A 14330-nucleotide genomic window follows, 5' to 3' on the forward strand; every position below is an offset into this window, starting at 1 on the left:
GCCTGCGGTTCTACCCCCTATGGCTTACTCCCTCTTGAGAATTGTGGGCCAGCAGGGTGATCGCAATAATGCTTCACATGCACCGGGCCGGTGCAGGCCTGTCCCGGCGGGCCGGGCAGACTTCGTCTGCTTCAGCGCTTCATCCGGCCGGCGCACTCGAGGGAACCCGGGAGCCCTCGGCTCTCCTCACCTTGGGCCGGCATGCGACATCAGCTCCTCCTGATATGCGCTGCCGGCGTCTTTTTTTGGTCAGCGCATCCGGGCCAGATTTTCGGCCGGTGCCTGCATCAGATCCCGTGCCACGTCCTCGATCTTGCGCCGCTGAGTGCGCGCGGTCTTGCGCAGCATTTCGAAAGCCGGTTGCCGCTCGATGCGCAGGCGTTCCATCAGGATGCCGACCGCGATGCTGATTTCCCGTCGCTCGTCGAGCGCGCGCTGAAGGTTCTGGCCGTTGCGGTGCAGGCGGCGCAGGTCTTCCGAACGTGCCAGCGCGGTACGCAGCGTAGGCAGCAGCTGTTCCACATCGATCGGCTTGACCAGATAGCCCAGTGCGCCGCGCTCCACCGCGCTGCGTACCCGACCCGGATCGCCGAATGCGGTCAGGAAAATGACCGGCAGCGACAGCTGGGCGTTGAGCAGCGCCGCCAGCTCCAGGCCCGACATGCCCGGCAGCTGTTCGTCGAGAATGACCAGATCGAAGGCGTGTTCCGCGATCTGGGGCATTGCCTCCTCGGCCGAACGGGCGACGGCGACACGGTAGCCGTGATCGCGCAGGCCGGCCGACAGCGTGGCGGAAATCAGTCTGTCGTCCTCGACCAGCAGCAGGTGAGGGCGCTGGTCCGGTTCTTCGTCCTGTGGGGTGCTCATCTTGGAAATCTCTTCAAAGCGCTCTTCAAAGCGTGATGATGGGGGGGCGCAGAAGCAGGTGTGCCTGCACCCGGTCGGCGTGCTGACGGTAGGTCAGTTCCGCATGTTCGGCTGGCAGGAGTGCCGCCAGCAGTTCCAGGCCCTGACCAAGGTGCCGGTGAGCCTGGAAGTCGAATCCTTCGGGCAGTCGTCCGTGATTGGCGATGACGATGCGTGCCCCTTCGCTGCACAGTTCGAGATCGATGCCGATGCCGTCCTCGTCTCCGTCGCTGCGGTGGTGTTTCACCGCATTCATCAGCAGTTCGTTCAGCACGACGGCCAGCGGCACCATTTCGGCGTCGGCGAGGATGCGCGTGTCGCCGCTGCGGTCATTCACCTGCAGCCGCACCGGCGACTGGAACAGGCCTTCGATGCTGCCGGCGATCATGCGCAGCAGATCGCCCAGCACCAGCGGTTCGCCCGGATGGCTGCCCTGCAGTTCGTGGATGACCGCGATCGACCTGACCTGACTGATGGCGCCGGTCAGCGCGCTGGCCAGACCCGGATGCTGGCCGGCGCAGCGTCGCAGCAGACCGACCACGCCCTGCAGGCTGTTCTTCATCCTGTGATGCGCCTCGCGCACCAGAGTTTCCGACTGCCGCTCCGCCTGCGCCAGCGTGTGCGCCTCGGCCTGCTTGCGTACCGTGATGTCTTCGGCCACGCCAGCCACCCGCACCCGGCCGCCCTGTGGCTGCCAGGGGAAGGCGCGGCAGTGCAGCCACATGAGCTGTCCGCCGGGGGCGACCATCCGGACCTCGACCTGGGCGTTGTCGCCCTGCGACTGCGCGGCCAGGAAGGTGTCGAATCGTGGCCGGTCGGGTGGTGCGATCAGCGTGCGCCAGTGCGCGATGTCATCCCTGCTCGGAACGCCGGACAGCGAGGTCAGTTCGGAAAAGGCCGGGCTGCCGTAATGGATGCGGCCGGTCTGCGGATCGCTCACCCAGAAGATTTCGCGGATGTGCTCGGCCAGCAGGTAGAAGCGCTCCTGCGCCGCCTGCATTTCCGCTTCCGCCCGTTTGCGGGCCCGGATGTCGCGTACCACCGCGATCACATAGTCACTGGCGTCGAGATGGATGCGTGCGCCGCTGACGTCCACCGGAATGATTTCGCCGTCGCGCGCGACGATCAGACCGTCGTCGTAGCGGGCGCTGCCGACAGTGCGGACCTGGTCGAAAGCCGCAGCGATGCGCACGGTTTCGCTCGCCGGATGGATCTGCGATACCGGACGCCCGGCCAGCTCGTCGCGCCGGTAGCCAAGCAGCGCCTCGGCGGCGGCGTTGGCGTCACGCAGTTCGCCGTCGGGTGAAAGCAGGAACAGGGCGTCCGGCACGCCGTCGAACAGCGGCTGCCATGCCGGCCGGTCTATGTCTTTGGGATATTGAGGGGCGAGTGGCGCAGCGGCCTGCACCGAAACGGTGCCTGTCGCCCCCGACCCCAAGTGCCGGGACGCAACCGGAATAGGTGTGCTGCGGGCCATGAGTGGCGCCCCCTGTATGCCGTTGTGCCGAAGCTCCGACATAGACGGTGCTGCGCGGGGGTCGGGCGCGGCACGACTGCTGTCCGTTCGGACCGGATCTGACGTCCGGCTTGCTTCATTAACGGATCATTTTATCGCATGGTTCCGGTCTTGCGAGCGAAAGGTGAACGCGCGTTCAGAAATGGTCGGCCAGCACCAGGGCCCACACCAGTCCGGCGTTGAGCAGCGCCACCATGACCGCGGCCGAGCCGATGTCCTTGGCCCGTTTGGCGAGCTGGTGGTTTTCCAGTGAAATGCGGTCCACCGTGGCCTCGACCGCCGAATTGAGCAGTTCGACAATGAGCACCGCCAGCACGCTGAAGCACAGCAGCGCGCGTTCGCTGCCCGAGTTGCCCAGCCACAGCGCCAGCGGGATGAGCACCAGCGCCGCCACCACTTCCTGGCGGAAGGCGTCTTCGTGGCGGAAGGCGGCGCGCAGGCCGGCCGCCGAGTAGCCAGCGGCATTGATCAGCCGGCGCAGCCCGGTCTTGCCCTTGAACGGACTTTCCTGCATGGATTTCAGTGTTCCTGAGGGGAGGCGGGCAGCGCGCGTGGCGCCGCCCGGCCGAAACGGATCAGCGGAGGGCTGCCAGTGCGGCGGCGTAGTCCGGTTCCTGCTTGATTTCGGGCACCAGCTCGGCGTGCAGCACGGTGTCGTCGGCGTCCAGTACCAGCACTGCGCGTGCGGTCAGGCCAGCCAGCGGGCCGTCGATGATTTCCACGCCGTAGTTGGCCATGAATTCGCGGCCGCGCAGCGTGGACAGCGACTGCACGTTCTGCAGGCCTTCGGTTTCGCAGAAGCGCTTCATCGCGAACGGCAGGTCGGCCGAAATGACCAGCACCACGGTGTTGGCGATGTTGCCGGCCTGTTCGTTGAACTTGCGGGTGGAGGTCTGGCAGACCGGCGTGTCCAGGCTGGGCACGATGTTGAGCACCTTGCGCTTGCCGGCAAGGCTGGCCAGCGATACGTCGGCCAGATCGGTGCCGACCAGCGAGAACGCCGGCGCCTTGCTGCCCTTGGCCGGGAAATGGCCGGCGAGGTGAATGGGGTTGCCGCCGAGCGTGATGGTCTGGGTCATGTCGTTTCCTCCTGGCGTGGTGTGATGCGCACCTTAACGGCGTGCGGACTGCGGTATGCCCCGATCCTGACGATCAGGGATGGAATACGTAGAGCCGGTAGCCACCGGCGGATGCCGTGCCCGGATCGACCAGCAGGCTGACTGCATGTTCCGAGTTTCCCGTGAAGGTTTCGGGACGGTCGGCCGCAGGCAGATAGTCTTCGGGGGCGATGGCCCGCCGTATCACCGGCCGGTCGGCGTTGTCGGTCAGTGTCAGCTCCAGATGTGGCCAGGCCTGCGGGAAGGCGGCGCCGTTGCGCAGCAGCGCGTTCAGCCTGAGCAGCGGTGCACGCTGCGCGTCCGGGTTCAGTTCGGACGATTCGATGCTGATCAGGTCGGCGCGGCGCGGCGCCGGCACGCTGCAGCCCAGACGTTCGCAGGCGCGCTCCAGCACCGGCTTGAGCGCCGGCTGGGCGACCGCCAGTTCAGTACGGAACAGATAGATGAGCTGGGCCACGGCGGCCAGAGCGAGCAGTGTGCTGCCGGTGGTCCACAGCACGGTGGCGGCGATGCTGCGGCGGGCCGGTGCCGCGTCGCCGTAAAGCTCGCGGCGTATGCGCTGCATTGCCGGGTCGCGCACCGGCTCCAGCCGGGTCGGTGCGTCGAGCAGTGGATCGGGCCCGGCGGGCCGGGGCGCACTTCCACTGTCTGCAGAGGGCGTGTCGTCCGGGCGCTCGGCGGGCTCGGCCGGCTGCTCGGGGAAAGGTTCATCAGCCGCCGGAGACGGGACATCCTCAACGATGGCACCGGACGCCGCGGGCAGTTCGTCCGCCGAGTTGATCTCTGCCAGCATTTCGGCCACCGGAACCGGCTGCGTGATGTCCGGGTCGGGCGTGTCTGCAGGCGTGTCGCCGAGGTCGTCCAGCGGTGCGCCAAGATCTATCGTGACCGCGTCGTCATCGCTGGGCCTGTGGTCGGGGTGGTCGACCGGCGTGTTGTCTGCGGGCGGTTTGCCGGCATCGACGACGTTCTGCGCAGCCCAGTATCCGGTGGTCCGTTCGACGAGCGATTCCACGCTTTCGCCGGCCACCGGTGCCGGCAGATCGCCGCTGTCTTCCGGCAGATCGTCAGCCTGCCAGTCGGTGACAACGTCGGCCGGCGACGGGGTGGGCGCTTCGATATCAGGGGCAGCCAGCACGCTCAGTGTGGCGTGGCTCTGCTCGGGCGGCGGTGGCGCTTCGCTTGCCGGGCTGTCGTCGATCGCTGTGGTGGCGCCGGGACTGCGCGGCAGCGGCAGTTCGACCATGGCGTCGACGGCGTCGAACACGGTGTGACAGCGGCCGCAGCGAACCCGGCCTTCGCGTGCCCGGAGCTGTACCGTGTCCAGTCTGAACACGGTGGCGCAGGCCGGGCAGCGGGTGAGCATCAGGCGCGGGTCCCGGTCAGCAGCACCCAGCCTTCGCGCTCACCGGCCACCTCCAGTTCGAAAGCAGGGCGGTAGGCGGCACGCACCATGTCGGTCTGCGCGGCGAGGATGCCGGACAGCGCGATGCGTCCGCCGCTGCGGGTGAGACCGCACAGCAGCGGCGCCAGCACGGTGAGCGGATTGGCCAGGATGTTGGCGACCACGACGTCGGCGGTGTGGTCGATGTTTTCGCGCGAATGCAGCAGTTCGAGCGTGGCACCATTGCGTTCGGCGTTGTAGCGGGCAGCATCCATCGCGTGCGGGTCGATGTCGGTACCGGTCACCCGGGCTGCGCCCAGCTTGGCGGCCGCCAGTGCCAGAATGCCCGAGCCGCAGCCATAGTCGATCACGGTTTCGCCACCGGCGATGACCGAATCCAGCCATTCCAGGCACAGGCGCGTGGTCGGGTGCGAGCCGGTGCCGAACGCCATGCCCGGGTCCAGCGTGATGTTGATCGCCGCCGGGTCCGGCTGATCGTGCCACGAAGGCACGATCCACAGCCGTTTCGATACCGGTATCGGCTCGAACTGCGCCTGCGTGATGCGCACCCAGTTCTGCTCGTCCAGCGGTGCGGTGGTGTAGGGCGGCGGCGCGGTCAGGCCGGCGGCTTCCGCCGCTTCGGCCATCGCGGTCGCGTAGTCGGCGTCGCGGTCGAACAGCGCGTGGATGCGCGAATGCGGCCACAGCTCGACCGCCACCGGCATGCCCGGCTCGCCGAACTGCGGTTTCTCTTCCGGCGTGCCGGCGTCGGCGTCCTCGATGTCCACCGACAGCGCGCCCGCTTCGAGCAGCGCGTCAGACAGCGCTTCGGCGTTGCCGGAATCGGACAGCAGCGTGACCGTGATCCAGCCGCCGCCCTGCTGCGCGTCGCTCATGCCTGCGTCTTCGTCCGCCACTTACTTCGCCTTGGCGGCTTCCTGCGCCGCGAGTTTCTGTTCCAGATAGTGGATGCTGGTGCCGCCGTCCATGAAACGGCTGTCGTGCATCAGCTCCTGGTGCAGCGGGATGTTGGTCTTGATGCCGCTGACGATCATTTCCGACAGCGCGATGCGCATGCGGCGGATCGCCTGTTCGCGGGTATCGCCGTAGGTGATCACCTTGCCGATCATCGAATCGTAATGCGGCGGCACCGTGTAGCCCTGGTACACGTGCGAATCGACGCGCACGCCGGGGCCACCCGGCGGGTGATAGCCGGTGATCTTGCCCGGGCTGGGCGTGAACTTGTACGGGTCTTCGGCGTTGATGCGGCATTCCAGCGCGTGGCCGGTCAGCTTGATGTCGCGCTGCTTGAAACGCAGTTTTTCACCGGCCGCGACGCGGATCTGTTCCTGCACCAGATCGATGCCGGTAATCAGCTCGGTCACCGGATGCTCGACCTGGATGCGGGTGTTCATTTCGATGAAATAGAACTCGCCGTTCTCGAACAGGAATTCGAAGGTGCCGGCGCCGCGGTACTTGATGCGGCGGCAGGCTTCGGCGCAACGCTCGCCGACGCGCTGGATCAGGCGGGCCGGAATGCCGGGCGCCGGCGCTTCCTCGATGATCTTCTGGTGGCGGCGCTGCATCGAACAGTCGCGCTCGCCCAGATACACCGCGTTGCCGTGTGCGTCAGCCAGCACCTGGATTTCCACATGGCGCGGGTTCTCGAGGAACTTCTCCATGTAGACCGACGGGTTGTTGAACGCCGCGCCGGCTTCGGTGCGGGTCATCTGCACTGCGTTGATCAGCGCGGCCTCGGTATGCACCGTGCGCATGCCGCGACCGCCGCCGCCGCCGGCCGCCTTGATGATGACCGGATAGCCGATGCTGCGCGCGATGCGCACGATTTCCTTCGGGTCGTCGCCGAGCGCGCCGTCCGAGCCGGGCACGCAGGGCACGCCGGCGGCCTTCATCGCGTCCTTGGCCGACACCTTGTCACCCATCAGCGTGATGGTTTCCGGGCGCGGGCCGATGAACACGAAGCCGCTGCGCTCGACGCGCTCGGCGAAATCGGCGTTCTCCGACAGGAAGCCGTAGCCCGGATGGATCGCTTCGGCGTCGGTCACTTCTGCCGCCGAAATGATGGCCGGGATATTCAGGTAGGACTGGCCAGACGGTGCCGGCCCGATGCAGACCGATTCGTCGGCCAGCCTGACGTACTTCGCCTCGGTGTCGGCCTCGGAGTGCACCGCCACCGTGCGGATGCCCAGTTCGCGGCAGGCGCGCAGGATGCGCAGCGCGATTTCGCCGCGGTTCGCGATCAGTATCTTTCCGAACATGGGGCGGTCGCTCAGCCGATGATGAACAGCGGCTGGCCGTATTCGACCGGCTGGCCGTTCTCGACCAGAACGGCCTTCACGACGCCGGCGGCGTCGGATTCGATCTCGTTCATCAGCTTCATCGCTTCGATGATGCACAGCGTTTCGCCGGCGGCAACGGTCTGGCCGACGTCGACGAAGGCCTTGCCGCCGGGCGTGGCGGAGCGATAGAAGCTGCCCACCATCGGCGATTTCACGACATGGCCTTCAGGCAGTGCGCTTTCGGCTGCAGCGGCCGGGGCTGCAGCCGCCGCGGGAGCGGGCGCTGCGGCAACCGGCGCCGGCGCGGCGACGTAGGTGGCCTGAGCGACCGGGGCGGGCAGGTGCTTGGCGATACGGACCTTCTCTTCGCCTTCGGTCACTTCCAGTTCGGAAATGCCCGATTCCTGCACCAGGTCGATCAGTTTCTTGAGTTTGCGCAAATCCATGGTGTTTCCCCGCGTGAGCCGGCCTCGTCGGACCGGCGAGTGATTATTGTTTGCTGCCGAGACGCCGCAGCGCGAATTCGAGCGCAGCTTCGTAGCCGTAGGCGCCGAGGCCGCACACCACGCCGACCGCGATGTCCGACAGGTAGGAGTGGTGACGGAAGGCTTCCCGCGCATGCACGTTCGACAGATGTACCTCGACGAACGGAATGGCGACTGCAGCCAGTGCGTCACGGATGGCGACGCTGGTGTGCGTGTAGGCCGCCGGGTTGATCACGATGAAGTTCACACCCTCGCCGCGTGCGGCCTGGATGCGGCTGACCAGATCGCCTTCGTGATTGCTCTGGAAACACTCCAGCGTGACGCCGACGCCCAGCGCAACCACCTTCAGCTTCGCGTCGATGTCGGCGAGCGTCAGATGGCCGTAGATTTCCGGTTCGCGCGTGCCCAGCAGATTCAGGTTGGGCCCGTGCAGCACGAGGATGCGGCGGGCGTTCGCACCGCTTTCCGCGGCGGCCGGCTGCGTGGCAGGTTTGGTCGCCTTGCGGCGCGTTGTGGGCTGCATGGCGGCAAGTTTGCCGGAATTCGCGTCAGATTGTCCAGCAAGGGTATTCTGCCCGTGCAGCCGCGTCGTGCTGGCGCCGACCCGTTTCGTGCAACCGTGGATCCGGGTGAGGCGGTTGTCCAGGCGACGGCCGGGCCGGTGTCCGGCGGCTGTGCGCTACTGCGTCCGGGCCTGCAGGATGGCGTCCAGTTCGGCTTCCTTGTAGGCGCCGAGCTTGCGTTCGACGATCTTCCCGTCGCGCGAGAAGATGACGGTGAAAGGCATGGCCTGCTGCGTGTTGCCCAGATCGGCCGACAGCTGTATCGCGTCCGCGCCACCGATCAGCAGTGGATAGGCGATCCTTTCTTCCTGCAGATAACGGCGCACGTTGTCGGCATTGTCGATGCTGATGCCGACAAATTGAACGCCGCGTGCAGCGTACTTCTCTGACAGGCGGGAGAAGGCGGGCATTTCCTCGCGACACGGCGCACACCAGGTGGCCCAGAAATTCACTACGCGAACCCGGTCGCGCCAGGCGGAGAAGGGCATGGGCCTGCCTTCGGCATCGGCCAGTTTCATTGCTTCCAGTCGCTCGGCGTCACCGGCGGTGGCGGGCGTCAGCGCGGGCAGGCGGCTCTGGCCAAACCAGATGCCGGCCAGGCCTGCGCTGGCACTCACCGCGGCGATCAGGCCGCGGCGCGTCCATGCGTTCATTCGGTTTCCTCTTCCTTGTCGAGCAGCGCGCGCAGCGATTCAGCGCGCATCCGTTCACGGCTGCGCGAACGCTCCAGACCGGAGGGGAAGACCGAAAGTTCGACCGGCAGGTCGTCCCAGTCGAACAGCAGCGTGGTTTCCGGGCTGTTGCGGTCGGGTCGGCGCGGGTCGCGGCTGTCGAAATCGACGCCGTTGTTCAGCAGGAACACCTCGACTTCCTTGGCACTGTCGGCGAACACCTGCAGTTCGATGGCCGAGAAGCGCCCGGCGGTGCCATCGACCACGCTGCCGGTGGCGTAGGGCTTGAAGCGGTTCAGCTCAACCATCAGTTCAAGCGTCGCGTTGCGCAGCGTACGCAGCTGCTCCGGCTGTTCGTCCGCGAAATAGAGGGCCTGGTATTCGCGCACCGCCTCCTCGATCTCGGCGTTGGTGGGCAATTCCTCGTTCGGGCCGACGCCGAGCTGGCGTGCGGCCTTGCGCTTGGCCATGCCGTAGTCGCGCATGCCTTCTTCCGCGATCAGGCGTGCTGCGGCACTGGCGATCTGGCGTCGGATGTTGCTGGGGCGCATGGTCGGGTGCAGCAGGGAAAGGTGAGGCGGGTTGGTAGAATCCCCAGCCATTCTGTCACATCGCTCCACCATGCACATTCACATCCTCGGCATCTGCGGCACCTTCATGGGCGGTATCGCCGCGCTGGCACGGGAGGCGGGGCACCGCGTTACCGGATGCGACGCCAATGTCTATCCGCCGATGAGTACCCAGCTGGAAAGTCTGGGTATCGAACTGATCGAGGGCTACGACCCGGGGCAGATCGGACTGGCACCGGACGTGTTCGTGGTGGGCAATGCGGTGTCGCGCGGCAATCCGCTGCTGGAGGAAATCCTCGATCGCGGGCTGTCTTATGTTTCAGGACCTCAGTGGCTCGCCGAACACGTGCTGGCCGGACGCTGGGTGCTGGCGGTGGCCGGTACGCATGGCAAGACCACCACCACATCGATGCTGGCCTGGATGCTGGAGGCAGCCGGACTGAAGCCCGGCTTCCTGATCGGGGGGGTGCCGCAGAATTTCGGCGTGTCCGCCCGGCTCGGCGACGCGCCATTCTTCGTGATTGAGGCGGACGAATACGACACCGCCTTCTGCGACAAGCGCTCCAAGTTCGTGCACTACCGGCCGCGCACCGCGATCCTCAACAATCTTGAGTTCGATCATGCCGACATCTTTGCTGATCTGGCTGCGATCGAAACGCAATTCCATCATCTCGTGCGCACCATGCCGCGCCTCGGCCGGGTGATTGCGAACGGCGGCGAGGAATCACTGAAGCGTGTGATGGCGCGCGGTCTGTGGAGCGAAATCGAGTGGTTCAACGATGCGGCGGGTTGGCAGGTCGAATCGACCGGTGATGAGCTGTCTGTGGTCGGCCCGACGGGCGAGCGGGTTGCCGGCCGTCTTTCGATGCCAGGTCGCCACAATGCGAACAACGCGCTGGCCGCCATGCTGGCGGCACGTCATGCCGGCGTGCGGCCGGAGCACGCGCTGGCTTCGCTGGCCGACTTCGGCGGCATACGCCGCCGGCTGGAGCGGGTGGGCGAAGCGGGTGGGGTGACCGTCTACGACGATTTCGCCCATCACCCGACCGCGATTGACGAAACGCTGCGTGCGCTGCGTTCGGTGGTCGGGCGTTCGCGGATCCTGGCGGTGATCGAGCCGCGCTCCAATACGATGAAGCTCGGTGTCATGAAAGCGCGCCTGCCGGCAGCGCTGGAAGAGGCTGATGTCTGTTACTGCCTGGGTGGCAGTGCGCTTGGCTGGGATGCCGCGGAAGCCTTGTCGCCGCTGGGAGAGCGGGCAAAGGTGGGGGCGTCGGTCGATGAGCTCGTGTCATGGATTGCGCGGGATGCGCAGCCGGGAGATCACGTGCTGGTGATGAGCAATGGCGGCTTCGGTGGCATCCACGGCCGGCTGCTGCAGAAGCTCGCGCAGCCCCGCTGAGGGCACTGACATGGTGCGGGGCAATATTGATAAGGATCAATACCCGTGTTAGCTTATGCCTGTTAAGCGGCCAGCAGAAGCCGTGTCAGGGGAGATAACACTTTCGGGGCGGTGGTGCAGTGTCCGCAGTGTTCAGCCAATCCAACGGGTTCAGCATCGTTGCGCGACGCAACTGTTCGTTGTCGCCGCGCGCGCTTCTGGTTTTCTTCCTGGTCACGGCTGTGTTGTCCCTCGCGATCGCGACGGCCTGGGCAATGGTCGGCGTCTGGTGGGTGTTCCCGTTCGCGGGAATCGAAATCGGTGCGCTGGGTATTGCCTTCGTTGCGTTCGGCAGGCGCGTGGGAGATTTCGAGCGCATCCATCTCGATGACGACCGTCTCGTGGTGGAGCTGTGCGAAAGAGATCGCGTCTGCAGGCATGAATTTGTGCCCGCATGGGCCCGGGTGGAGACACGCAGGGTAGGCCTGGGTTCCGAAGTTGTCGTGCGCTGCCGCGATCATCAGATCGTGGTGGGGCGCTATCTGGATGAGGGAGACCGCGAGTTGCTGGCGCGGGAGCTGTCGGCTAGATTGCGGGAAAAACGGTTTTAAGACCGCGGTTTCAGAATCAATCACAACATATATCTGGGGTTGCAATATGGCGCTATCAAGAGGTGGCTCGTCCATCGCCCGTCGGGCATGGGCCGGGATGGGGTTGTTTCTGCTGGCTGGGCTCGCCCAGGCGGAAATGAGGCTCAACCTGCAGGAGCCGATCACCGAACTGGGTCACAAGGTGTATGACCTGCACCTGCTGATGACCATTGTCTGTGGCGTCATTTTCGTCGCCGTTTTCGGCGTGATGTTCTGGTCGGTGTTCGTGCACCGCAAGTCGGCGGGCTACAAGGCCGCGACCTTCCATGAAAGCACCACGGTCGAAATCCTCTGGACCATCGTTCCGGTGTTCATCCTGCTGGGCATGGCCTGGCCGGCGACCAAGACCATCCTCGCGATGCGCGACACCAGCAATCCCGACATCACCATCAAGGCCACCGGCTACCAGTGGAAGTGGGGCTATGACTACCTGAAGGGCGCGGGCGAAGGCATCAGCTTCACCAGCAGCCTGTCGACCCCGCAACCGCAGATCCGCAACGAAGCCGAAAAGACCGTCGATTACCTGCTCGAGGTCGACAACGAGCTGGTCGTGCCGGTCGGCAAGAAGGTCCGCATCCTGACCACGGCCAACGACGTGATCCACGCATGGTGGGTGCCCGCGCTGGCGGTGAAGCAGGATGCCGTTCCGGGCTTCATCCGTGATACCTGGTTCCGTGCCGAGAAGACCGGCACTTTCCGTGGTCAGTGCGCAGAACTGTGCGGCAAGGACCATGGCTACATGCCCATCGTCGTCAAGGTCGTGACCGAAGAGGAATACGCCGCCTGGACCGAGAAGAAGAAGGCCGAGCAGGCCGCTGCCGCTGACGATCCGAACAAGATGTACACGGTTGAGGAACTGGCTCCGCGTGGCGAGAAGGTTTTTGCCGCCAATTGCGCTGCCTGTCACCAGGCCAATGGCCAGGGCCTGCCGCCGGCCTTCCCGGCGCTCGACGGCTCCAAGGTCGTGCTCGGCCCGCAGGACGGCCAGATCGGCGTGCTGCTGCATGGCCGTCAGGGCACCGCGATGGCATCGTTCAAGCACATGAGCGATACCGACCTTGCCGCGGTGATCACCTACACGCGCAACAGCTGGAGCAACAAGACCGGCGAAGTGATCCAACCGTCGGACATCAAGATGGCGCGCGAGTAAGCGGCCTCTCTGAACGTTCAGTCAATTTCTAGATTTCGGGAGACATACATGGCTGCGATTCCGGGCGGTGCCGACCACTCGCACGATCACGCACATGATCACCCCAGCGGCTTCATGCGCTGGGTTACCACGACCAACCACAAGGACATCGGTTCGATGTACCTGTGGTTCTCGTTCGCAATGTTCATCGTCGGCGGCATCATGGCGCTGGTCATCCGCGCCGAGCTGTTCCAGCCGGGCCTGCAGGTGGTCGACCCTGACCGCTTCAACCAGATGACCACGCTGCACGGTCTCATCATGGTGTTCGGCGCCATCATGCCGGCCTTCGTCGGCTTCGCGAACTGGATGATTCCGCTGATGATCGGCGCATCCGACATGGCGTTCGCGCGCATGAACAACTGGTCGTTCTGGCTGCTGCCGCCGGCCGCCATCCTGCTGACGAGCTCGCTGCTGGTTCCGGGCGGCGCCGCCGCCTCGGGCTGGACGCTGTATCCGCCGCTGACCGTACAGATGGGCATCGGCATGGACATGGCGATCTTCGCGGTGCACATCCTGGGCATTTCTTCGATCATGGGCTCGATCAACATCGTGACCACGATCCTGAACATGCGCGCCCCGGGCATGACCCTGATGAAGATGCCGCTGTTCTGCTGGACCTGGCTGATCACCGCCTATCTGGTCATCGCCGTGATGCCGGTTCTGGCCGGCGCGGTCACCATGATCCTGACCGACCGTCATTTCGGCACCAGCTTCTTCAACGCCGCCGGTGGCGGTGACCCGGTCCTGTACCAGCACATCTTCTGGTTCTTCGGTCACCCCGAGGTGTACATCATCGCGATCCCGGCCTTCGGTGTCGTGTCGCAGGTGATTCCCGCCTTCTCGCGCAAGCCGCTGTTCGGTTATGCCTCGATGGTGTACGCGACCTCGTCGATTGCCATCCTGTCCTTCATCGTGTGGGCGCACCACATGTATACGGTGGGCATGCCGGTGGCCGGCCAGCTGTACTTCATGTTCGCCACCATGCTGATCGCGATCCCGACCGGCGTGAAGGTGTTCAACTGGGTGGCTACCATGTGGCGCGGCTCGCTGAGCTTCGAAACCCCGATGCTGTTCTCGATCGGCTTCCTGTTCCTCTTCACGCTGGGCGGTTTCTCTGGCCTGGTGCTGTCGATGACCGCGGTGGACGTGCAGCTGCACGACAGCTACTACGTGGTGGCGCACTTCCACTACGTGATGGTGGCGGGTGCGCTGTTCTCGGCCTATGCCGGCGCGTACTACTGGCTGCCGAAGTGGACCGGTCACATGTACGACGAAAAGCTCGGCAAGCTGCACTTCTGGCTGTCGCTGATCTTCTTCAACATGACCTTCTTCGTGCAGCACTTCCTGGGCCTGGCCGGCATGCCGCGCCGTATCCCGGATTACTCGCTGCAGTTCGCCGAATTCAACAAGATTTCGTCGATCGGTGCTTTCGGTTTCGGTCTGTCGCAGCTGGTGTTCCTGGTTGTGGTGCTGAAGTGCCTGAAGGGTGGCGAGAAGGCTTCGGCCAAGCCGTGGGATGGTGCGGAAGGTCTGGAATGGACCGTGCCGTCGCCCGCGCCGCACCACACCTTCGAAGTGCCGCCGGTCGTCAAGTGAGC

The 14330-nt window shown here is 65.3% G+C and carries 15 protein-coding genes; 4 read left to right on the top strand and 11 right to left on the bottom strand.

Going from position 1 to position 14330, the window contains the following annotated elements; translation table 11 throughout:
- Window positions 1-249: 249 nt before the first annotated feature.
- From METUNV2_RS0102340 to METUNV2_RS0102390, 11 genes are all read right to left on the bottom strand, one after another.
- The gene (locus METUNV2_RS0102340) at window positions 250-867 is read right to left on the bottom strand and encodes an ANTAR domain-containing response regulator (protein WP_018227910.1); all 618 of its coding nucleotides are present in this window, start codon (window positions 865-867) and stop codon (window positions 250-252) included.
- A gap of 25 nt (window positions 868-892) precedes the next feature.
- A complete protein-coding gene (locus METUNV2_RS0102345) occupies window positions 893-2314 on the bottom strand; it encodes a PAS domain S-box protein (RefSeq protein WP_018227911.1) in 1422 nt (473 codons plus the stop codon).
- 244 nt (window positions 2315-2558) lie between these two features.
- Window positions 2559-2936, bottom strand: coding sequence for a diacylglycerol kinase (locus METUNV2_RS0102350; protein ID WP_018227912.1), 378 nt, complete (start codon window positions 2934-2936; stop codon window positions 2559-2561).
- Window positions 2937-2997: 61 nt separating this feature from the next.
- Window positions 2998-3501 carry a thiol peroxidase gene (tpx, locus tag METUNV2_RS0102355; protein WP_018227913.1) on the bottom strand — a complete coding sequence of 168 codons (504 nt, stop codon included), beginning with the start codon at window positions 3499-3501 and terminating at the stop codon, window positions 2998-3000.
- Window positions 3502-3574: 73 nt separating this feature from the next.
- A complete protein-coding gene (locus tag METUNV2_RS0102360) occupies window positions 3575-4906 on the bottom strand; it encodes a DUF3426 domain-containing protein (RefSeq protein ID WP_018227914.1) in 1332 nt (443 codons plus the stop codon).
- Window positions 4906-5820 carry a 50S ribosomal protein L11 methyltransferase gene (gene prmA / locus METUNV2_RS0102365; RefSeq protein WP_026187811.1) on the bottom strand — a complete coding sequence of 305 codons (915 nt, stop codon included), beginning with the start codon at window positions 5818-5820 and terminating at the stop codon, window positions 4906-4908. Before prmA ends, METUNV2_RS0102360 begins: the two co-directional genes overlap by 1 nt.
- A 21-nt stretch (window positions 5821-5841) precedes the next feature.
- On the bottom strand, window positions 5842-7203 hold the full coding sequence (accC, locus tag METUNV2_RS0102370; protein WP_018227916.1) for an acetyl-CoA carboxylase biotin carboxylase subunit: 1362 nt from the start codon (window positions 7201-7203) through the stop codon (window positions 5842-5844).
- 11 nt (window positions 7204-7214) lie between these two features.
- On the bottom strand, window positions 7215-7670 hold the full coding sequence (gene accB, locus METUNV2_RS0102375) for an acetyl-CoA carboxylase biotin carboxyl carrier protein (RefSeq protein ID WP_018227917.1): 456 nt from the start codon (window positions 7668-7670) through the stop codon (window positions 7215-7217).
- A 43-nt stretch (window positions 7671-7713) separates the two neighbouring features.
- The gene (gene aroQ / locus METUNV2_RS0102380; RefSeq protein ID WP_018227918.1) at window positions 7714-8232 is read right to left on the bottom strand and encodes a type II 3-dehydroquinate dehydratase; all 519 of its coding nucleotides are present in this window, start codon (window positions 8230-8232) and stop codon (window positions 7714-7716) included.
- Window positions 8233-8388: 156 nt separating this feature from the next.
- Window positions 8389-8925: a TlpA family protein disulfide reductase gene (locus METUNV2_RS0102385; protein ID WP_018227919.1), complete on the bottom strand. Its 537-nt coding sequence runs from the start codon at window positions 8923-8925 to the stop codon at window positions 8389-8391.
- Entirely contained in the window at window positions 8922-9545 is a 624-nt protein-coding gene (locus METUNV2_RS0102390) for a nucleotidyltransferase (RefSeq protein WP_232415592.1), read from the bottom strand. The genes METUNV2_RS0102385 and METUNV2_RS0102390 overlap by 4 nt, the downstream gene beginning before the upstream one ends.
- A 19-nt stretch (window positions 9546-9564) precedes the next feature.
- On the opposite strand from METUNV2_RS0102390, the gene mpl reads away from it, so the two are divergent.
- The 4 genes from mpl (at window position 9565) to ctaD (ending at window position 14328) form a co-directional block, all read left to right on the top strand.
- A complete protein-coding gene (mpl, locus tag METUNV2_RS0102395; RefSeq protein ID WP_018227921.1) occupies window positions 9565-10914 on the top strand; it encodes a UDP-N-acetylmuramate:L-alanyl-gamma-D-glutamyl-meso-diaminopimelate ligase in 1350 nt (449 codons plus the stop codon).
- 119 nt (window positions 10915-11033) lie between these two features.
- Window positions 11034-11504: a DUF2244 domain-containing protein gene (locus tag METUNV2_RS0102400; RefSeq protein ID WP_232415593.1), complete on the top strand. Its 471-nt coding sequence runs from the start codon at window positions 11034-11036 to the stop codon at window positions 11502-11504.
- 136 nt (window positions 11505-11640) lie between these two features.
- A complete protein-coding gene (gene coxB / locus METUNV2_RS0102405; RefSeq protein WP_018227923.1) occupies window positions 11641-12693 on the top strand; it encodes a cytochrome c oxidase subunit II in 1053 nt (350 codons plus the stop codon).
- Window positions 12694-12741: 48 nt separating this feature from the next.
- Entirely contained in the window at window positions 12742-14328 is a 1587-nt protein-coding gene (gene ctaD, locus METUNV2_RS0102410) for a cytochrome c oxidase subunit I (RefSeq protein WP_018227924.1), read from the top strand.
- The last annotated feature ends 2 nt before the right edge of the window (window positions 14329-14330 follow it).

Origin of the sequence: Methyloversatilis universalis EHg5 (assembly GCF_000378945.1) — a bacterium.
GTDB classification, from domain to species: Bacteria; Pseudomonadota; Gammaproteobacteria; order Burkholderiales; family Rhodocyclaceae; genus Methyloversatilis; species Methyloversatilis universalis_A.